Annotated in this window: 16 protein-coding genes and 4 pseudogenes; 8 read left to right on the top strand and 12 right to left on the bottom strand. The window is 66.4% G+C overall.

Translation table 11 applies throughout. The features are described 5' to 3' along the window. The first annotated feature begins 173 nt into the window (after positions 1-173). The 3 genes from ACWGJB_RS44995 (at position 174) to ACWGJB_RS44985 (ending at position 3,388) form a co-directional block, all read left to right on the top strand. Positions 174-1,025: an IS5 family transposase gene (locus ACWGJB_RS44995; protein WP_453385821.1), complete on the top strand. Its 852-nt coding sequence runs from the start codon at positions 174-176 to the stop codon at positions 1,023-1,025. Positions 1,026-1,268: 243 nt separating this feature from the next. Continuing rightward, positions 1,269-2,087, top strand: a complete 819-nt coding sequence (locus tag ACWGJB_RS44990) for a hypothetical protein (protein WP_453385820.1) — start codon at positions 1,269-1,271, stop codon at positions 2,085-2,087. A gap of 200 nt (positions 2,088-2,287) precedes the next feature. Beyond that, positions 2,288-3,388 (top strand): hypothetical protein, encoded by a 1,101-nt coding sequence (locus ACWGJB_RS44985; protein WP_453385819.1) that lies wholly within the window; start codon positions 2,288-2,290, stop codon positions 3,386-3,388. 4 nt (positions 3,389-3,392) lie between these two features. Here the strand turns inward: ACWGJB_RS44985 and ACWGJB_RS44980 are convergent. Further along, positions 3,393-4,429 (bottom strand): annotated as a pseudogene (locus tag ACWGJB_RS44980) (IS5 family transposase). A 99-nt stretch (positions 4,430-4,528) separates the two neighbouring features. Here ACWGJB_RS44980 and ACWGJB_RS44975 point away from each other — a divergent pair. After that, positions 4,529-5,418 (top strand): IS5 family transposase gene (locus tag ACWGJB_RS44975; RefSeq protein ID WP_453385818.1). Its coding sequence is split into 2 segments (ribosomal slippage): positions 4,529-4,883 and positions 4,883-5,418, totalling 891 coding nucleotides; the frame shifts between segments, so codons are not numbered across the junction. A gap of 24 nt (positions 5,419-5,442) precedes the next feature. On the opposite strand, the gene ACWGJB_RS44970 is transcribed toward ACWGJB_RS44975, so the two are convergent. After that, entirely contained in the window at positions 5,443-5,856 is a 414-nt protein-coding gene (locus tag ACWGJB_RS44970; RefSeq protein ID WP_453385817.1) for a hypothetical protein, read from the bottom strand. A gap of 195 nt (positions 5,857-6,051) precedes the next feature. Between ACWGJB_RS44970 and ACWGJB_RS44965 the strand changes: the two genes are divergently transcribed. Beyond that, the gene (locus tag ACWGJB_RS44965) at positions 6,052-7,329 is read left to right on the top strand and encodes an IS701 family transposase (RefSeq protein ID WP_453385816.1); all 1,278 of its coding nucleotides are present in this window, start codon (positions 6,052-6,054) and stop codon (positions 7,327-7,329) included. A 155-nt stretch (positions 7,330-7,484) separates the two neighbouring features. Here the strand turns inward: ACWGJB_RS44965 and ACWGJB_RS44960 are convergent. From ACWGJB_RS44960 to ACWGJB_RS44950, 3 genes and pseudogenes are all read right to left on the bottom strand, one after another. Further along, a pseudogene (locus ACWGJB_RS44960) lies at positions 7,485-7,801 on the bottom strand (Type 1 glutamine amidotransferase-like domain-containing protein); the annotation flags it as partial. Next, complete coding sequence (locus ACWGJB_RS44955; RefSeq protein ID WP_453385815.1) at positions 7,735-8,760, bottom strand: ADP-ribosylglycohydrolase family protein; 1,026 nt, start codon at positions 8,758-8,760, stop codon at positions 7,735-7,737. The gene ACWGJB_RS44955 and the pseudogene ACWGJB_RS44960, both read right to left, overlap by 67 nt. Positions 8,761-8,899: 139 nt before the next feature. Next, positions 8,900-9,079: a hypothetical protein gene (locus ACWGJB_RS44950; RefSeq protein WP_453385814.1), complete on the bottom strand. Its 180-nt coding sequence runs from the start codon at positions 9,077-9,079 to the stop codon at positions 8,900-8,902. 260 nt (positions 9,080-9,339) lie between these two features. Here ACWGJB_RS44950 and ACWGJB_RS44945 point away from each other — a divergent pair, with 260 nt between their 5' ends. Both ACWGJB_RS44945 and ACWGJB_RS44940 read left to right on the top strand, forming a co-directional pair. Further along, positions 9,340-10,575 (top strand): PP2C family protein-serine/threonine phosphatase, encoded by a 1,236-nt coding sequence (locus ACWGJB_RS44945; protein WP_453385813.1) that lies wholly within the window; start codon positions 9,340-9,342, stop codon positions 10,573-10,575. A gap of 593 nt (positions 10,576-11,168) precedes the next feature. Further along, a complete protein-coding gene (locus ACWGJB_RS44940; RefSeq protein ID WP_453385812.1) occupies positions 11,169-11,327 on the top strand; it encodes a hypothetical protein in 159 nt (52 codons plus the stop codon). Between the two features lie 160 nt (positions 11,328-11,487). Here ACWGJB_RS44940 and ACWGJB_RS44935 read toward each other — a convergent pair whose 3' ends face one another. The 4 genes and pseudogenes from ACWGJB_RS44935 to ACWGJB_RS44920 form a co-directional block, all read right to left on the bottom strand. Beyond that, positions 11,488-12,864: an IS1380 family transposase gene (locus ACWGJB_RS44935; RefSeq protein WP_453385811.1), complete on the bottom strand. Its 1,377-nt coding sequence runs from the start codon at positions 12,862-12,864 to the stop codon at positions 11,488-11,490. A gap of 279 nt (positions 12,865-13,143) precedes the next feature. Beyond that, entirely contained in the window at positions 13,144-13,617 is a 474-nt protein-coding gene (locus tag ACWGJB_RS44930; protein WP_453385810.1) for a DUF3237 domain-containing protein, read from the bottom strand. Positions 13,618-13,816: 199 nt separating this feature from the next. Beyond that, positions 13,817-13,981, bottom strand: a pseudogene (locus ACWGJB_RS44925) (IS5/IS1182 family transposase); the annotation flags it as partial. Positions 13,982-14,609: 628 nt separating this feature from the next. Next, entirely contained in the window at positions 14,610-15,437 is an 828-nt protein-coding gene (locus tag ACWGJB_RS44920; RefSeq protein WP_453385809.1) for a YhjD/YihY/BrkB family envelope integrity protein, read from the bottom strand. Positions 15,438-15,772: 335 nt separating this feature from the next. Here ACWGJB_RS44920 and ACWGJB_RS44915 point away from each other — a divergent pair, with 335 nt between their 5' ends. After that, positions 15,773-16,780: an aKG-HExxH-type peptide beta-hydroxylase gene (locus ACWGJB_RS44915; protein ID WP_453385826.1), complete on the top strand. Its 1,008-nt coding sequence runs from the start codon at positions 15,773-15,775 to the stop codon at positions 16,778-16,780. Positions 16,781-17,812: 1,032 nt separating this feature from the next. Here the strand turns inward: ACWGJB_RS44915 and ACWGJB_RS44910 are convergent. From ACWGJB_RS44910 to ACWGJB_RS44900, 3 genes and pseudogenes are all read right to left on the bottom strand, one after another. Next, positions 17,813-18,367, bottom strand: a complete 555-nt coding sequence (locus ACWGJB_RS44910) for a hypothetical protein (protein ID WP_453385808.1) — start codon at positions 18,365-18,367, stop codon at positions 17,813-17,815. Beyond that, positions 18,364-18,786: a hypothetical protein gene (locus ACWGJB_RS44905; RefSeq protein WP_453385807.1), complete on the bottom strand. Its 423-nt coding sequence runs from the start codon at positions 18,784-18,786 to the stop codon at positions 18,364-18,366. The genes ACWGJB_RS44910 and ACWGJB_RS44905 overlap by 4 nt, the downstream gene beginning before the upstream one ends. A 169-nt stretch (positions 18,787-18,955) precedes the next feature. Then, positions 18,956-19,267 (bottom strand): annotated as a pseudogene (locus ACWGJB_RS44900) (IMP dehydrogenase); the annotation flags it as partial. Position 19,268: the final 1 nt, after the last annotated feature.

Below are 19,268 nucleotides of genomic sequence, written 5' to 3'. Positions count from 1 at the left end.
ATGGGAGCGACGCGACGACATCCACGAGGCCTTCCTCGGCCTCGCCACCTGCCTCATCACCCACCGCCACGTACAGCGCCTTTGTTAGGACCTCTAAGAGGGCATCTGATCTAGGTAGTTGGTGTTCTGGGATGGTTTTGTGACTGGCGCCGTTGGCGGTCGTTGGATGACGCGTGAGTGTTCGTCGTCCGTACCGCAGTGACGTGTCCGACGCCCGCTGGGCGTTGATCGAACCGGTCTTCAGCGCCTGGCGGGCGAGACGGACCGGACCCGGAACGGCAGCCCGGGTGCACGACCTGCGAGAGATCGTCAACGCGATCCTCTACGTGAATCGCACCGGCATTCCGTGGGAGTACCTGCCGCACGACTTCCCTCCGTACAAGACCGTCTATGACTACTACGCGAAGTGGGAAGCGGACGGCACGACCCAGCAGGTCCACGACCTGTTATGCGACAAGACCCGGCGTGCTCACGGGCGCAGCGCGGAGCCGACCGCGGGCGTGATCGACGCGCAGAGCGTGAAGACCTCGGCAAACGTGGCCGAGACCAGCCAGAGCATCGACGCCGGCAAGAAGATCAAAGGACGCAAGCGGCACCTGATCACCGACACGCTCGGCCTGGTGCTGGCCGTCCTCATCACCGCGGCGAACGTGCACGACACCACAGGCGGCAAGCACCTCCTCGACGACCTGGCCGCAACCCATCCCGGCGTGGCCAAGGTCTGGGCCGACGGCGGATACCAGAGCAGCATCCTCAACCACGGCGCCGGACTCGGCATCGACGTGGAGGTAGTCCAGCGAGCACGGACGAAGGGGTTTGAGCCCCTGCCGAAGCGGTGGGTGATCGAGCGGACCTTCGGCTGGCTGATGCAGCACCGCCGCCTGGCGCGAGACTACGAAGCCCTCCCGCAGAGATCCCGGACAATGATCCACTGGGCGATGGCTAACAAAATGTCCCGCGAACTGACCGGAGAATCCACGCCAACCTGGCGAATCGAAACGGACATCCCACTCGTATCTGCGTGAACACTGATCAGATGCTCTCTTAGGGTGATCGCCGAGTTAGCGCCGTTGTGGCACGAACAGCATCAGGAGCGTTTGACGTCCCTGCCGCGGCGACGGGCTGCAGGAGCCGGGGCCGGATGCTCGCAGCCGGCCCCACGTCTCCGGCGCGGCCCCTGGTCGGGTCGCCTCCGGCGTCCTGAGCCCCGTGTCATCGCGCGACCTTCGTGTGCCTCACCAGGACCCCCACCCTGCAAGGGCACCCCCATGCACGCGCTCACCTGCGCCGACTGCTCCACCGGTCCCGGATCCGAGTTCCGCGCCCTGCCCGACGGCCTGTTCGAGCGCCCCGCCGGCCACCCCCTCGCCCCGCGGGACGTCAACCTGGACGGCCCCCACGTCTGGGCCGTCGACGCCTCCGGCTACGTCACCGACCCCGACCACGCCCTGAACGCGCTCGGCGAGGCCCTCGCAGACCTCGGTGAGGCCCACGATCTCTCCAACCCGAAATACGCCACAATGAGTTCCCTCCGGAGCGCTGTCCGCGAATTCAGCAAATACGCGGCAGCATTCCGAATTATGACGCTGGAGTACTGGAGAATCATGTTGAGTATTAGTTTCGATCCGCACTCGGTGAGGGAACCGAAGCCGAAGCAGCTTGACAGTCTTGCGGCGGCCAGTGAGATGGACTTGCGCTATGAATACTTCGAGACAGATGTGATTCTGACTGTTAAAGAGTTTGGAACCGAAGAATTCCCGGGCACTCCGCTTCTGGATTTCGCTTTCTCCCTGCTCTCTGCGGCTCGGAAGGTCCAAAATGGAGGCACGGGGCGTGTTATCTTTACTGAAAGTGGTGTAATCATTCAATTTCAGCCATCAGATCGAGTTGCCACGGCGATTCGATCGTGGGACGAGGTGCCTGGAAAATGTGGAATCGGTGAGTTAATTTCTTGTGTTGTTAAATTCTGCGACGACGCCTTGGGGTACATTGTGCGAATCTATCCAGAATTCCAGGATAATCCCTCTTGCGGGAAGCTGGTTGGTGTAATTACTGAGCTAAAGGGTGTTGCGGAACGTCGTGAGTAGGCGCCCTGGCCTGGCCATTTTGCGCCCGCCCGGGCCTCCCCGCCGCCGTGGATCTGCTTCTTCGACTACCTGCTTCTCCCGGCCCAGCGGTCCGGGCTGCTTCGGAGCATCAGCAACTCACCAGTTGGTGGCGTAACTACTAGGGCCCGTATCGAGTCCCGATCAACTGCCCTGTCCGTCCTCGTGGATAAGCTGACGGCATGTTGCGAACGCTCCCGCCCCTGATTACCGAGGAGACGGCCCTGTCTGTTACTGGATCTGGCCTGATTCGGTACGAAATGGGGCCCGCGCTGATCGGGGCGGGGGCTGACGCAACCGTCGTCATCGTCGAGTCCGGGGACCATCCGAAAGTCAGCGGCGTCCAGGACTCCGACTGGGTACTTCTGAGCGGAGATCGGATTCCGGAACTCCACTCTCGGTTCGAGTTCCGGGGCGCCTTGCCCATTCACGTCTTCGCGCGGCTGAAGGAGGGCTGCCTGCCGCTCGGCACCGCCCAGTGCAGGGAAATACCCACGGCGCCAGCCAACTTCAACCGCGCCAAACTTATGTTCAGCCAGCCGCTGACCCGCGAGGTGCTGGATGCGGTCCGCCCAGTCCCATCACCCGGGCCCGTGCCAGGGGTGGACTGGGTCGACCTCGTGGAATCAGATCCGATGCGGGCCTTGGAGTCGTTCGTCCTCGGTTGGTTTTCCGAATCGGAGTCGGCTGCCGACGAGACCACGGCGATCGAACTTGACAACCTCCCGGAGGCATTGGCCGCCTTCCACCGCCTGGCCCGCATCCGCCCGGCCATTCACAGTTTCATCGACCCAGTGCTGAAGAAGCCTCGGCCTGCTTCCGGGCCACTGGGCGACCGGCTGATCATCGCCATGTGGAACGGGTCCGGGAAGGACTGGTCCATCCCGTGGCCACTGAAGGAGCCGGACGACGCCGACCCACGTGTGTGGTTCACCGAAGACCCCGATGATCCGAACCCGGAGACGATCCTTGAAGAAGAACCGCTGAGCCGCTTTCTTTTGCAGTTCACCCTTAACGGGGCCATGAACATGGCCCCGTACGGCGCACGCACCTACTGCATGCCGACCGCGCGCCTTGACGCGCTGTGGAACATGCTGCGCCCAGTACCCCTGAGCCCCTTCATGCCGACCTATGCGGCCGAGCGGTTCTTCGTGGCGCCGGGATTGCTCGCGCATGTCAGCGGCGACGAAGACGAGGCAATTGTGGGCTTTGGCGCACTTCACCGCGGGACTCTGACACCGCTGCTTGAACACGGGTTCCGCTGGTGTCACTTCGACGGGTGAGGCATCAGCCTCCGATGAGGTCGCTTGCCTGCCCATCGTCAAGGCCGTTCCGTGTGAGGTCTTTGACCCAGATCATGGAGGCTCGGAGGTGGAGTCCGGCGAGGTAGCTCTCCGGTGTCTTGTCGTACCGGGTCGCGATGCCTCGCCAGGCTTTGAGCTTGTTGATCAGGCGCTCGACGGTGTTCCTCACCTTGTAGAGGTCGGCGTCGTGGCTGACGGGCCGACCGCCTCCGGAGCCCTTCTTCTTCCGGTTGGCGGCTTGGTCGGCTTTCTCGGGTATGACGGCCTTGATGTGGCGTTTGCGCAGGTGAGCGCGGATGCCGCGGGACGAATAGGCCTTGTCTCCGGCGACGGCGTCGGGCCGGGTGCGGGGCCGGCCAACGGGTCCGCGGATCCGGATCTTGTTCAGCACGGGGATGAACTGTGGGCTGTCGGCCGCCTGGCCCGCGGTCAGGATGAACGCCAGCGGGCGGCACTTGCGGTCTGCGGCAAGGTGGACCTTGCTGGTCTGCCCGCCCCGAGAGCGCCCGAGCAGGGCGGCCTTCAGTCGGAGCTTTCGGCGGCGCCGGACGCGTTGTCGTTCCTCCCGTTCGGGGTCGGCTTCGGTGTCCTGTCCGGTTCGTTCCTCGGGACTGCCCCCTTTGACCTGGCCTTCTCCTCCTCAGCGGCGGCCTTCTCCAGGGCGGTGAGCACGTCCTTGTCGAGGTGCATCCCGGCGGCGTCGTGGTGGGCCCGCGCGGTGGTGGAGTCGACGCTTACCAGCGACAGATCCACCTCGCCCCGCTTCGCAGCCTCCGCGATCAGGCCCTCCAACAGAGCCTCGAATACGCCGGCGTCTCGCCACTGCCGGAAGCGATTGGAGACGGTCGACCACGCCCCGAACTCTTGCGGCATCTCCCGCCACTGCCCGCCCGTCTTGAATCGCCAGACCACACCCTCGAACTGCTGCCGCAGCCGTTCGGGATACGGCCCGTATGCGCCGATGGGCAGGTACGGGCCGATGAACGCCCACTCCGCATCGGTCAGTTGCGCCCGCGTCACGCAAGATGATCTGCCGGGTCTAAGCCCGCCACGAGAGCGAATCCCGCGAATTGATCACGACCCGATACGCGGCCTAGGCCGTGTCTGACAATTGATCTTGTGGCAGGTCGAGGCGAATTGACGGACGCGGCGTGGGAACGAATAGAACCACTGTTGCCGCGGGTGGACGGGCGTGGTCGCCCGTGGCGTGACCATCGGCAGGTGGTCAACGGGGTTCTGTGGCGGTTGCGGACCGGGGCGCCGTGGCGGGACCTCCCGGAACGCTATGGGCCATGGCAGACCGTCTACGAGCGGTTCGCCCGCTGGGAATCGGACGGGACCTGGGCGAAGCTCCTCGAACACGTCCAGGTCCGGGACGACGCGGTGGGCCGGATCGAGTGGACTGTCGCCGTCGACTCCACGATCAACCGGGCCCATCAGCACGCGGCTGGTGCCCGAAAAAAAGGGCGGCAGATGGAGACGAACTGAAAGATCCGGGCCGCTCGCAGGCGCGCCAGGCTCTCGGCCGGTCCCGAGGCGGGCTGACCACCAAGGTCCATCTGGCCGTCGACGGCCGCGGCCTGCCCCTCTCGATGGTGCTCACCCCAGGCAATGTCAACGACGCCACCGCGTTCGACCAGGTTCTTCACGCCCTCCGGATTCCGCGCGCCAGCACTGGCCGTCCGCGCACGACACCGGACCGAGTGCTGGGCGACAAGGCCTACTCCAGCAGGGCGATCCGCCACCTGCTCCGACGCCGGGGCATCGCCGCCACCATCCCCGAGCGCCGTGACCAAGAGGCCAACCGCCGGCGACGTGGAGCCCTCGGCGGCCGACCACCCAGCTTCCACAAGGAGATCTACCGCAACCGCAACGTGGTCGAACGGTGCTTCGCCCGCCTCAAGCAGTTCCGTGCGATCGCCACCCGCTTCGACAAACTCGCTGGCCGCTACCGCGCCGGGGTCGTCCTGGCCTCCCTGATCCTCTGGCTCCGCGAACCAGGCCGATGATTACTCAGCTCTTTCCGGCCACCGTTACTCGACTGCTCGGCGAACGGCAGCGCGGAGTTCCTCATTGGGCTCGTTCCGCCTGAGCACGGACTTGAGAGAATCCGGCGCTACCGCCCGCACATCGGGATCCGGATCGGAGAGCGCACTGGCGATGATCGGCGCGTGCGCCACGGCGTCGGGCCCGAAGATGCCGAGGCCCTCGATCCCCGCGCGCCGCAACTTCGCATCCTGTGCCGCCGTAGCCGCGACGAGTAGTTCCAGGGCCTCAACAGGCGCCTCCGCGCAAAGCCGCGCCAGACCAAACAGCGCCTGCTCGAACTCTGCGGTGTCATGGCGTGTGGCCGCGGCGAGCCGCTCGATCGCTTCGCTCAGCTCCGACGGACAGGCCGCACGAAGGCTGACCTCGTCGGCCCGGGTTGGGGCGGTGTCGTCGCTCATTCGGCCATCCTGCCAGCAAGTGAAACCCGATTCCCCTTGGGAATGGCCGGTCTGGCCGGAGCGAGCGACCTGCTGGGCCTTCAGGCAGCGGACAATGGGGCTTCGAGAGCGAGCCAGACGATCATTTGTCAGACAGGCTCTAGTAGGGCTCCGTTAGGTCTGTCTCGCAGTCCTGTTTGGGGGCATGTTGAGGGTGTGGACGCACATGAAGTGAACTGTGCTCGGGCGCAGTTGGCGTTATTCGTCGCTGACGTGTTCGCGTCGGTGCCGCGCAAGGATCAGCGGGCGAAGGGTGACTGCTACCTGCGGGGGCTGATGCTGGACGGGCGGCGTAAGTCGATCCAGCCGATGGCGGAGCGGCTGCCGGATGGCAACGAGCAGAACCTGCAGCAGTTCGTGAACCAGTCGACCTGGGATCCGGTACCGGTGCGGCGGCGGATCGCGGAGCGGATGGTGCCGCAGATCGTCCCGGATGCCTGGGCGGTCGATGATGTGTCGTTCCCCAAGGACGGGAAGATGTCGGTAGCGGTTGCGCGCCAGTACTGCGGGGCTTTGGGCAAGCAGGCCAACTGCCAGGTCGCGGTGAGCGTGCACGCGGTCTCCGACACTGCCTCCTGTCCGCTGCAGTGGCGGTTGTTCGTGCCCCAGGAGTGGGCGGACGATGCCGGACGTCGGCGCAAGACCGGGATTCCGCAGGACGTCGGGCACCGGGAGAAGTGGCGTCTGGCCTTGGACGTTTTCGATGAGCTGGCCGGGTGGGGTCTGGTGCCACCGGTGGTGGTGGCCGACGCCGGCTACGGTCAGAACGCCGATTTCCGCGACGGCCTGAGCGAGCGGGGCATCGGATATGTCGTGGCGGTCCGTTCGGACGTGACCGTCCACCCGCACGACGCGCAGCCCACCGCCCCGGCGTGGCCGGGAAACGGCCGCAAGCCGCAGCCCCGCTACCGCGACAAGCCGTCCCCGGTCGCCGCGCTCGCGGCCGCCCAGGGGCGGCAGACGTTCACCGAGGTCACCTGGCGGGAAGGCTCCCGCGGACCGATGCGCTCGCGCTTTCTGGCGCTGCGGGTGCGGCCGGCCGGGGTCCGGGCCCGCCGCCTGGCCCAGGCCGCCGCCACCGCGCAGGACGGCTGCTGGGACGGTGTCCTGCCCGAGGTCACACTGCTGGCCGAATGGCCCGAGGACGCCGAAGCACCCACCGACTACTTGCTGTCCAGCCTGCCCGCCCACACGCCGCCAGCCGAACTGGTCCGACTGGCCAAGATCCGCTGGCGGATCGAGCACGACTACCGGGAACTCAAGCACGGCCTCGGCCTGGACCACTTCGAGGGCCGTTCCTGGGCCGGGTGGCATCACCACGTCACCCTGGTCACCGCCGCCCACGCATTCCTCACCGAACAGCGCCTGGCCCCAAAAGCCGATACAGCGGACTCACCCTCTACCAGACCCTCGACGCCATCCAAGACCTGCTGAACTGCTGGACCGGCACCTGCACCACGTGCCACCGCCCCCTGCCCAGAACATCCCCCACCAGCCCAAACCCAAGAGGCAAAGCAACCTAACGGAGTCCTACTAGTTGAGATTGGAAATTCCGATGTCCAACCTGATGGATGGCTTCCGGCAGTGGGAGAGTGTCCGGTGAGATTACTGCTGAAGATCATCGATCCGGCGCTGACCCCCACATAGACCCGGCTCTCCAGCGCCTTCAGGAAGCGGTCCGCCAGGCGTTGCCGGTGATGCTGCGCGCGAGGTGGTAATGGCTGCCGCCTTCGACATAGATGACGTCGGCGTGGAGCAGACGGTCGAGCACCATCTGCCGAGGCAGGCCGTTCAGCTCCAGGACGTCGAACTCCCGCCATCCAAGGTCGTGCAGCCGGTTCATGTCCGCGACGAACCATCCGTGGTCCCCGGGCTCGGCGACTGGTGCCGTGGGAACGTACAACAGCCCTTATCCGCCTGCTGATCACCGGCGTGAGTGGTTTCGAGGCGGTGTCCAAGACGGAGCAGATCTGCCAGGTGCAGAACCCGTCCATCGAATCCCGGGAGGGGGACATGGAGGGACTGGGTCCAGTGGGTGGGGATTGCATCCAGCCCGTAGTACGCTCCCGCGAGGCCTCCGGTCACCGCGGCGACGGTGTCGGTGTCGCCGCCGAGGTCGATCGCAGCGCGTATTGCGTCTTCGAAGCTGTTGGTGGTGCGCAGGGCCCAGACGGCGGAGCCCAGGCAGGGCCATACGGCGCCGTTGAACTCGGTCGCCTGATCGGGGTGCCAGTCGGGCGCGAGGACTGTGGCGTAGCGGCCGCGGTGGTCGGTGTGTACAACAGCCAGGATGTCCGGGAGCGCGGTGAGGGGATCGGTGTCCTCGAGCGTGACGCGGATGAGTTCGTGGAAGATCGCGGTGCCTTCCCAGGCCGCGCGGTCGCCGTGGGTGAGGGCGGCGATGCGGCGGGCCGCGTCCATGGTGGCTTCTTGGCCGGCGGCCGCGAAGTGGACCGCGGAGGTCGATGCCCGCATCAAGGATCCGTTTCCCGCTGCTCGCTGGTTGACCTGGAAATGGATCGCGGCGGCGAGGTCCCAGGGCATGCCGTTGGTGAGGACGTCTTCGGTCTGCAAGCCGATGTCCTTCGGTTCTGATGCTGCCCAGCGCTGGAAGCGGGCGAAGATGTCCGGCAGATCCAGTAGACCCCGTTCCAGCAGGGACTCCGCGACCAGGACGGCCATCTGCGTGTCGTCAGTGGCCTCGCCGGGGTTCCAGCCACCGCCTCCGCACATCTCGCCACCGGCCCCACGCGCGGGAAACCGCGCGGAAAACGCTCCCTGGGGACCGAACTCGAAGGGGCCACCCAGGGCGTCACCCACCGCTGAGCCGACGACCGCGCCAGCGGCCCGCTGCATCCGCTTCATTCGCGAAGGTTATCTGTGCTGCGCCGACGGTCGCGCAGCCCAATTCCCTCTTCGGCTCCCCGAACCATCGGTGACAAACGCGTCTGGCCCACGGAGGTGGGCCGCCTGAGACACCCTGGGTCTGAGACACCCGTACAGGTCACATAACTCCATCCAGAACCACACCGGGCGGCAGCCGCATCGCGGCCATGGCCAGGTCCATCAAGAGCGCGGTGACGTCGCGGCTGGTCCTCGACTGCAGTCGGACGCCGTCCTCGGTCCGCCACAGCACGGTCCGGTGACCGTCCTTCTCCAGACTTTGCCATGTCTCACGAGACATGAGCCCCTCGATACGGACTGGGGTGCATGTGAGCGCCTCGGCCTTGCTGCCCACCAGCGGGGCAGAGGCGGCCAGCCCCTCGTCGAGTTCGCGACTGGAGCAGTCGTGACTGCCGCGTCCGCGAGCGGACGTCGGGAAGCAAACTCATTTCCGTGAACGCATATCATAATGATCTGCACCTATTGTGACTTTTCATGTGGTGACGCTCGCCCTGGTGATTCTCAGGCTGGTAGGCGGGGCGGGTGGAAGGGACTGCGGTCGTGAGTGGTGAGCAGAGTGGACTTCCCCGGTTGCTGACGGCAGCGGAGACGGCGGCGCCGGTGGATGCCGTCGGCGTGATCGCGGAGGACCTGCGACGGCGCTTCGACGCCACGAAGGTCTCTTTCCTCATCGTGGACCTGACAGGGAAGGCGGTGGCGCGGCTGTCGACCGCCCCTGCGGAGGATGGGCGGAAGGTGGAGCGAATCCCCTTGTTCGGCAGTGTCTACGAGGAGGTGATCCGTACGCAGCGGCTGTATCAGGAGGCGACCGGTCAGGGGCAGCGGGTGATCGTGCCGGTCACCAACCGGGGGGATGCGATCGGGCTGCTGGAACTGCTCCTGCCGGTCGATCCCGGCGAGGACGTCCTTGACGAGGTCGGGGAAGCCGCCCACATCCTGGCCTACATCGTGATCGCCAACGGGCGTTTCACCGACTTTTACACCTGGGGCAAACGCTCCAGACCGCCCACCCTGGCAGCAGAGATCCAGTACCAGCTGCTCCCCTCGTCGCTGTCGTGCGAGGCCGCGCAGTTCACGCTGTGCGGGAGCCTGGAACCCTCCGAAGACCTCAGCGGCGACACCTTCGACTACACCCTGGACCGGGACACACTGCACGTGTCGGTGACCGATCCCATGGGCCACGACATCGATGCTGCCCTGGCCGCCACGGTCCTGGTGAGCGCCCTGCGCGGCGCCCGCCGCGCAGGAGCCGGCCTGGCCGAACAGGCCCACCGGGCCGACCAGGCACTCGTCGACCACGCCCACGGGCACGCCACTGGGCAGCTGCTGCGCATCAATCTCCACACCGGGCAGGCCCAGCTCGTTAACGCCGGGCACCCCTGGCCACTGCGCATGCGTGAGGGCACTGTGGAGGTGATCACCTGCGAGGTGGACCATCCCTTCGGGCTGTCCGAATTCGCGACCCTCCCCTACCGCGTTCAGGACCTCGATCTGCGCCATGGTGACCGTCTGCTCATGTTCACCGACGGCATGGTCGAACGGCACGGGGAGAAGGTCGACCTGCGCGCCCTGCTGGAGCGCACCCGGGGCCTGCACCCGCGGGAGACCGCGTTGATGCTGACATCAGCAGTCCGGGATGCTGCCCACGGCCGGCTCGAAGACGACGCCACCGTGATGTGTCTGGACTGGCACGGCCCCCAGGAGACCCAACGACACGTCAGCTCCGGCGCGGACGTCCGACAAGCCTCAACCAGCCGCACGAAGCAGCAGCCGTGATCAGAGTGCTCTCCTGGACGGTGCCGGGCTGCCGCTGAGTAGCTCTCGCGTCGCGCCTCCTCCTGGAAGCCTGGGTTCCCGCCCTTCCTCAGCCGCTACGGGCGACCCCGGGACCTACCCGGATGAGACATCACGAGGTGTCCGGAGAACCATCGACCTTGATCTCGTAGGCCCACGAGGGACCCGTCGGCAGCCGCGGTACGGGCCGCGCGAGGGCGACAACCACCGGCCACTCCACGCCATCAGCCTGCGCTCCTGAGAGCCCGGACGCCTGCGGGACTGGAGTACTCCCGCACCATGAATTGGCTAGCCCGGCGGCTGCTGTCCAATGCGTCAGCGCGTAGCCGGTGATGGTGTCCCGCGAAGTGGTGCAGCCGGTCGAGGATCGTCAACGCGCGGGTGTCCACCCGGGGCGTACATCCGCAGTCGTTGAATGCTTTCTTAGGCTTGTTTTCTAAGGTCTACGCCGCCGAATCGGTCAGCGCTCCCGCAGGGGACTGTCCTGCGATAAAGCCGCGCACCGAACGGATGGGCCGATCGCCGGGGGGGCGAGGCTGGAGCGGCCCAGGGCAGCGGGGGAGGGAGAACTGGGCATGGGTAAGAAAAGGGGCCAGAGGCTGTGGAGCCAAAAGCAGCCAAAGCCGGACTGGGAAGGCATGGAGGGCGTCAGGGAAGGCTTGCTCCGCGAGTTCGCCGCTGACCGTGTCATTCTCGTCGATGTCGTCATCGCGTTCAGTGAGCCCTATTACTAGCCTCGATCTTGCATGACGGTCCGTCGGTTTCTCCGGCGGCCCGTTTCTCTGTTGTGGGTTGGTTGTGGGAATGGTGGTGGCCCGGCTGTCGCGTCGGGTGGGCGCCGGGTTCCACTGCTCCGGTGGGGTGATGCTGTCTGCAGGGATTCGGGGGTGCTGGTCAGCCGGGGTTCGGCAGGGCTTGGAGCCGGTCGGCGGCTGCGGTGATCACGTCGGTCCAGGGCCAGTGCGCCGCGAGGCGGAGGTAGCGGCGGCGGCCGGTGGTGATGAGTTGCGCGGCGGCTGAGAACAGGCGGAAGCGAAGCTTCTTGGGTTCCCAGCGGCGGTTCTCGCCGGTCAGGGCGAGCATCGGCATCCAGGCCAGCAGGTCTAGGGCGAGCTGGACGATCTCCAGCCAGATCTGGTTCTGGGCGAGGCCGTGGAAGGGAAGATTGCGCAGGCCGGTGGAGCGGGCGTCCCGGATGCGGTCCTCGCAGCGGGCGCGCTGGCGGTGGCGCAGTTCGAGCCCGGCGATGGCTTCGCCGGGAGTGTTGGTGGCGAAGCAGGTCAGGCGCATGCCGTCGGCGTCGGTGAAGCGCAGTTGGGCTCCGGGGTGCGGGCGCTCCTTGCGGACGATCAGCCGCATCCCCTTCGGCCACCCCTTCAGGCAGTCCCCGCCGATCTCGGCCACCCAGGCGCCCTCGCGGACCTCGCCGCCGGGCTCGACGGCCGGGGTCCAGGCCGATGCCGGGACCTTCAGCATGGTCTGGTGAACGGTGTCGGTGATGGTCATGCCGACCGAGTACGACAGCCACCGGCCCCGCGCCGCGAGCCAGTTGGCGAACTCGTGGGTGCCGCCGCCGGAGTCGGTGCGGATCAGTGTGCGGCGCCCGCGCCGGAACCTCTTCGGGAGCTGGGCCAGGGCCAGCTGGGTGGCGGTGATGTGGTCGGCGGCGGTGTTGCTGCCCGCGTTCCCCGCTCTGAGCAGGCCCGCGACCGGCTCACCGGCGCCGCCCGCCCCGTGGTCGACGAACCCCATGGTCGGATGGTGGCCGAACGTCCGCTTCCAGGTCGCCGCGGCGTCCTGCTTGTCCGAATGCGCGATCACCAGCACCCCGTCCAGGTCCACGATCACCTGACCGCCCCTGTCGGGGGCGGCTTCCCCAGCCAACGCCCAGACACGTTCGCGAACCTGGGCGCGGGCCCGGCGGATCGCGGCCAGCGCACGCTTCCCGCTGCCGGCAAGCGTGTCGACCAGGCGGGAGATGGTCGGGTCGGAGGCCACCGGCCCGAACACCGCCGGTTCCACCCGCAACACCTCGACATCGGACAGACAGTCCCCGCCCAGCGCCACCGCGAGCGCCAAATCCAGCAGGATCTTGCCCGGATCGTGTACCGCCCGCGCCTTGCGCCACGGCGCCAACGCCGCCGATATCGCGCTGTCCAGCCCGGTCTTGCGGACCGTCTCCACCAACAGCCCCGCCCCGGCCTGCGAAACCACTCCACGACCGCCGCCCTCAACACGGACACGCGGGTAAGACCCGATACGCTTGGTCACCTGAGAAGTGCTTCTTTCCTCGCAGCCAACAGGACTCTCGACAAGCCCTATCGTTGCAGGTCAGGAGCACTTCTCGCATGTGTGATCAAACCGGGTCTTCAAATTCAGTGGGGGTGCGCTTCTCGTCGGCTCCGGCGAGTGGTTGCACAGCGTGAGCGCAGGCGCTGGTTCTCTCAGTTCCTGAAGCCGAAGGCGTTCCGCGCTTCGAGCTTGATGCCGCGCTCGACCGTGTGCCGAGCCTTCGTCCGCCTGTTCCATCCTCTGCGAAGGCCATGACGTTCACAGGATCTGAGAGATCTTGTAGGCGAGGCCGCCTTCGACCGGGTATCCCGACCCGACGCAGACCGTGCCGTTGAGCCATGCGTAGGGCTCGGCCCCTGTCTCGAAGAGCGGGGTGGTCCGGAAGTAGTAGCGGGTGGGGTCGGGGTCGGCCATGGCGTCGGGCGCGGGCGGGTTGACCCAGCGGCCCCCGTAGGTCATGTACAGGAGGGCACCGTCGTGAGTGCGCAGGGTCAGGCGTATGTCCAGGCATATCGTTCCGTCGGTGCCGATCAACGCCCAGTCTCCGCCGCCGGGGAGGACGTCGCCATGCAGCCTGGGGCCGTGGAACGTGCCGCCTGCGGCACCGAAGAGAACCCGACGGCCGAACGGGCCGCTACCGAAGGGCAGGGGCGGGTCCAAGTCGACGACCATGTCGAACAGGTGTGCTGTGCGGATGTCGCCGATGTCCTTCACACGCGGGTCCGCTGTCACGTGGTGTCGCCTCCTGTGCGCGCGGGGAAGAGGGTGCGTCGGGCCTCGTCCGTCGAGATGCCCGACTGGGCGCACAGCGTGGCCATGTCGAAGAAGAACCGTTCGCCCGCGATGAGGTCGCTTTTGAAGGTTAACTGGATGCCCCGTTCCCTGTCGAAGTGACTCAAGCCAGGCATACTGGATGGTTCATTGAGCTCTTTCAGCGTTGCCGCTCCAGGGTGAGCACGGCGGCGGCGATTGACGGCATTCGATTCGGGCTGCATCGGGACCTGCGGAAGGTCCGCCACGAATTCAGTCGTGCGACGCCGCGCTCGACCGGTGCCCAAGCTGCGGACAGTGCGCAGTTGACGGTTTGCTGGGTAGGGTCCTGACGGTCTCCTATTCGTTGGCGAGAAGTCCAGTGGGTACTTCCTCGGAGCAGGCATCGTCAGGGCTCCTCTCTTGAAACCCCATCTGTCCTGCTGTCACCTCTCCCCGCATCTCGGGAACCTCATAGCGGTGCTTGATCGCACGCACGAATGGTTTTCGAAGCGTGAGCCGTCACGATGATCGGACACCCCAGCCCGCCGCGGAACGATGCGCGCTCACTTGAGAAGTGCGTCCGGCGGGCGCTGCGATTAGGAACTCGCCGGCACCATTCTTGCTGGTCAAGGCACTCTTTGCCTGCCTGGTGGCCCGTCGCGCAACGTGCTCCGTGAAAGCGCGAGGCTAGTGGGTGTGGCTCGGCGTCTCAACAGACCAGGAGCGTGGCGCTTGCCAGCAGGACACGACCGTTGACGGTTGAGTTCGCAGGGTCGTAGCCGAGCACGACATGGCGGAGCTCTTCGAGGGGATCACCGTCGACTCACAGGAGACTGTTGACCGCGACTATGAGGGAAATTGGTTCAACCAGCGGCGGTGACAACGGTCGCGGTCCACCATCGGCTCCCTTCTTCCGGCTTCATCTGCCAGTCCAGTCAGGCGTGAGCAGTTCCGGGCTCCGAGCTCCCGTTTCATCCTCGCCGTTTCAGTGCACGTGCCACGCGTGGGAGCTCCTCGTGCAGCAGCTGGCCGGCCAGGGCACCGCCGAATACGACGATGCCCACACCGACCAGCCAGGACTGGATGACCAGGACGGTTCCGACGGGGCCGTAGGTGACGGCGTTGGATGCGATCAGCGGCGAGTAGACGAGCCGGGAGAAGACCCTGAGACCGAGCAGCCCGGCCGTGGTGGCCACCGCGCCGGGCAACAGGGCGTTCCAGCGAACCCGCCCGCCGAGCAGTATGCGCTGCGACCACCAGAAGAACAGGACGGCGCTCAGCGAGGCGGCGAACGCGCCGGCCAGGGACTCGGCTCGCAGCGTGGTGGTGGCTGAAGCGAAGAGGTAGCCGATGAGTACGCCGAGCCACACGACATGGCGCCACCTGGCCCACCAGCGGGCCGGGGGCAAATCCCAGACCTTCTCATAACCGGACTGCACCGCTGCCCCGAAGGCCAGGCCGAAAGCGGCGAGGACGGCGATTCCGAACGCGGTCGTGGTCCGCAGAGCCTGACTGGGACGAATGAACAACTGCTCCACATGTTCCCGGGAGGTCGTCGACACGCCGAGTCCTTCCCCCAGCCACTGCGCGAATCCCCGTCCATGCTCTGGATCGGCCGAGGAGACGATGATCAGCAGCGGTACGAGCGTGAGGAACCCCAGCGCCGCGAAGCCCAGCGAACGCTGCCCCAACTGCAGATTGCTGCTCCGCCGCCATCCGCGTCCGACTGGTGAATGGCCGAGTAGGCGGCCCAGCCGTTCGAACAGAGAGGAACGGCCCGCAGCACCCGAGGTCTTCATCGGCGTACCTGTCGACTACCACGGTCGACATCGGCGCCCCGCGAGGGCGCGACGCACAGCCTCCCGAACGGCTCAGGAGAAGGACATGATCCAGGAAGCCTCTCTGGTCCGTTTGTTCTGGGTCAGCACCAGGTCGCCAGCCTGGCGCTGCATGGCGCGGTACTCGCCAGGGGGCACGCACGGCTGAAATCGGCGGGCCTGGTGAATCCCCATCGAGCGCCGATAGCGCAGATGGTCTGATGATGCAGGCCGGGGTCGGCCAGGTCTCGACGGCAGCGGTCCAGGCGCCTCTGCTTGATTAAGGCCCCGAGGACGTCAGCCGGTGGAGACGGCAAATCGTCGACGCGGGTGAACTGCTGACCGATGTCGCAGGCCCCGAGCAGGCGGAAGCCCTGGCAGCGGGCCTCATCGCCCTCACACCCCGGCCCGAGTTCAACAGCGGCATGATGACCTCCGTTTCGTCCAGCGACGTATTCGGCGGGACCGTGCTCAGCACACCACCGGACGCGGTGGAACTCGCCGTCACCGTGGTCCACGAATTCCGGCACATGAAACTGAACGCCGTGCTCGACTCCCTGGACCAGTACGACGACGAGGGACCGGAGGAGCTGTACTACGCCCCGTGGCGCGACGACCCGCGCCCACTTCCCGGCTTCTTCCACGGAGTCTTCGCCTTCTTCGGCGTGGTCGAATTCTGGCGGCGGTTGGCACACCAGGCTTCTGGCGCGAGGCTGCGCCGGCGCGCTCAGTTCCAACTGCTGTACTGGCGCGCGCAGACACGTGAGGCGTATGAGGCGCTCCATTCGTCCCGCCGCCTGACAGAGGCCGGTCGAGAGTTCACCGCCAGGATGGGCGCTGGCATGGCGCAGGCACAGAACCCGACGGCCGTGCCCGACGAAGTCACGGCCCTCGCCGAGGAGGCCGTCGTCGCCCACCGCATCCGCTGGCGGCTGCACCACCTTCAGCCGGACCTTGACACCGTGACGGTCTTTGCCGAGGGATGGTCGTCCGGTGCGCCCCGACCACCCTCTTCGCACCTCCCCTGCGTGCCGGCACCCGATCCAGATACACCAGCTCTCAACGACTACACGGCACTACTGTGCCGAATCGCCGCCGACCCTCCCGCCTGCACCGCACACCGCCCGGAGGAGCAGCCCAAGACGCCCACGAGCCCTCCGACCTGGCCCGCCTTCTCGGTGAGACCGAATCGGCCCGCCGCCTCGCCACCGACCAGGTCACACAACATCCTCAACAACACGAACCCTGGGCCCGGCTGGCTCTTGCCTTGCGAAGGCACAACCTCACCGCGTTCCCCGGTGCCGGCGTGGCGGCGCGGGCACTGACCCACCGTCCTGAAGCCGTCCGCGCCCGCATTGCCACTCTCACGGGCACGCCACCGGATTCCACCGCCCTGGCCGAGTGGATCGGTATCTCAGACGGCATCACCGATTTCCCCGGGCTGACACCGATGCGCGTGCTCTAGGAAGACCGTTGACGTGTTCAGAACCGTAGCCAGCTGCGGGCTGAGGACCGATGCCCCCGCGTAAGTTGACGCGGGTTGCTCCACGATCTGCGCCTCCGACCCTCGGCAGCCTCACGACCAGTGCACATGAGTTCGGATATCCGCGCAGCCCACTTTGAACATGGACAGGGACAACGGACCGAGAACCGGCGCTAACGGCCTGGCCGCGGATAACGGTGCCGCTTCGCGCAAGCCAGACCGGGTGTGGTCGCAGCTCAGCGTGGCGGCGTACAGGATAGGCGCTATTATCCCGTGGGTTTTTTCCCTATCCGCGCCCAGCTGGCCTCCCCGGCATCGGATCCCTTGCGCGACATCATCCGCCGTCTTCCTGTCGTCGGAGATCACCGCCAGCTGGACCATGCTCGGGACGCCCGAGAGCTGCGCCCTTCGACTGGACACTTCTGCTCCAGGACACCCGCGAACTCCGCTCACGACCAGCAGGTTGACCGGCCTCTGCCACTCGCGGGCGCAGCCGCCCAGCTTGAGCGCGGATCAGCGTGCATTCGCGCCCCGCTCGGAGAAGCCTTGCACAGCCGTGCGGCTGTCCCGTGCCGCGCGAGAACATGGCCGATGGCCGCGGCTACTGGCCCAGGAGTGGCAGGACGGTGACGCACAAGGTGAGGGCCGCCGCTTCGCCGGTTCATCCTCCACGCCGAGTTCCGAAGCGGAGTCTCTGCGCGGTGGAAGTCGGCAGTCCGGGGCTGATGAGTCCGCTCGGGATCAGTACGCGGTCGCCCAAGGGGTCACCACCCGCTACAACTCGGGGGTCAGCGAGGGTCGCATACAGGCCCTGTCGGAGACAGTGGCATCTGTGACTTTGAGGGGTCCGTCGCCAGATGCGGGAAGTGACGTCTCACCGGCGTACCGTGAAGAACGCCAACCCCTGCCGGTCTGAGTCTTGTGCCTGTCCGCTGGCCGCGACGATCGCGAGTTGCACACCGACCTTACTGATCCATTCATCCTCCGGAATGCGGATCTCGCCGGTGAACGAACCATCGTCTGCCGCGCGAAACTGGCCAAGTTCCGGACTCATTGGATCCTGGCAGATCACTTGCACGATGTTTCCTGGTTCGAAGCCGCTGCCCGAGATGTGCACAGGGGTCCCCAGTGGACCGGACCTCGGCTCGATGGTGATCTCTGTGCTCACGGGGACTGTGTCCGACGGTCCTTCGTTGCCGTCGGTCACGCGCATGACGAGCCATGCGACGGAAAGAATCGCGACAACGGCGACCGTAACCAGCATGACTAGGGGAAATGCACCCATCTGCTTGATAATGTGCTTGGTGCGTGAGCTGTTCAGGGTCATGTCGCGGCCCGACATATACGCCCTGCTGTTGTCGCGCGTCGAGACGTACGTTTCGGGTTGATCGGGCTCCTCGCGCGGAGACGAGGGCGGTACGTGTGTCATGACGGACCCTCGTTGATCGTCATGTCGCGGCCGGACATATACGCCCTGCCGTGACCGGAGACCTTGGCGTTCATCCTGATCTTGGTGATCCGGGCGGCCTCGGCGTCCGGCAGCAGCGGCGTCAGCTCCTCATCAAGTACGCGCTGCAACTCGGCGCCCAATGCAGGGTCTGCCGTAAGGAGCCGACGTAGTTTTCGCTGCCAATCGCCGATCAGCGCCTCTTCGACCGAACGGTCCCCGACCGCCAGCGCCTCCGTCACCTGGGTGCGACCGTAGACCAGTTCCGCGTCTATGGCCGGGACCTCTTCTGGATGACGCTGCCGCCAAAACGCCACCACTGTCTGGCGCGCCTGTTCCCAAGCTTGCGTAGTCATTGTCCCCACCACTGCGGAAGCCGCAGCAAGCGTCAAAGCGTCCACGCCTATTCCCCCGTCGCACCCCGACTCGGAATCTCAGAGTAGCGAGAGGATGACGTTCCGTGTATGCCCTTGCGTGAAGCGATCCCGTTGCCTTATGAGGGCTCGGCAGGACTGCGCGGTCGGTGCAGTGTTGGCAACTTCTGCCCCGAAGGTTGCGCCTTGGAACACGTCAGAGGGTGAGCAGGACCTTGGTGGCGCGGCGTTCGTCCATTGCCTTGTAGCCCTCTGCCGCCTGGTCGAGGGGCGGGGTGAGGTCGAAGACCCTGCCCGGATGGATCTTTCGGCCCCAGATGAGCTGGATCAGGTCGGGCAGGAACCGGCGTACCGGGGCCGGGCCTCCGAGGGTGTGGATGCCGGCGAAGAGCAGCTCGATGCCGGGGATGGACACGTCGTAGTTGACGCCCACGTGCCCCAGGTATCCGCCGCCGCGGGTGGCGCCGACGGCCGGCATGAACGACTCCCGGGTGCCGACCGCCTCCGCG

The sequence above is a fragment of the Streptomyces sp. NPDC054813 genome, assembly GCF_053611365.1.
Note: the sequence above shows the minus strand (reverse complement) of the source record. Positions and strands in the feature narration are given on the sequence as shown.

Bases quoted from the DNA above. Each gene is read 5' to 3' on its own strand.
- ACWGJB_RS44990 (WP_453385820.1), top strand. From the start codon at position 1,269: ATGCACGCGCTCACCTGCGCCGACTGCTCCACCGGTCCCGGATCCGAG.
- ACWGJB_RS44985 (WP_453385819.1), top strand. From the start codon at position 2,288: ATGTTGCGAACGCTCCCGCCCCTGATTACCGAGGAGACGGCCCTGTCT.
- ACWGJB_RS44970 (WP_453385817.1), bottom strand. From the start codon at position 5,856: ATGAGCGACGACACCGCCCCAACCCGGGCCGACGAGGTCAGCCTTCGT.
- ACWGJB_RS44955 (WP_453385815.1), bottom strand. From the start codon at position 8,760: ATGAAGCGGATGCAGCGGGCCGCTGGCGCGGTCGTCGGCTCAGCGGTG.
- ACWGJB_RS44950 (WP_453385814.1), bottom strand. From the start codon at position 9,079: ATGTCTCGTGAGACATGGCAAAGTCTGGAGAAGGACGGTCACCGGACC.
- ACWGJB_RS44940 (WP_453385812.1), top strand. From the start codon at position 11,169: ATGGGTAAGAAAAGGGGCCAGAGGCTGTGGAGCCAAAAGCAGCCAAAG.
- ACWGJB_RS44920 (WP_453385809.1), bottom strand. From the start codon at position 15,437: ATGAAGACCTCGGGTGCTGCGGGCCGTTCCTCTCTGTTCGAACGGCTG.
- ACWGJB_RS44910 (WP_453385808.1), bottom strand. From the start codon at position 18,367: ATGACACACGTACCGCCCTCGTCTCCGCGCGAGGAGCCCGATCAACCC.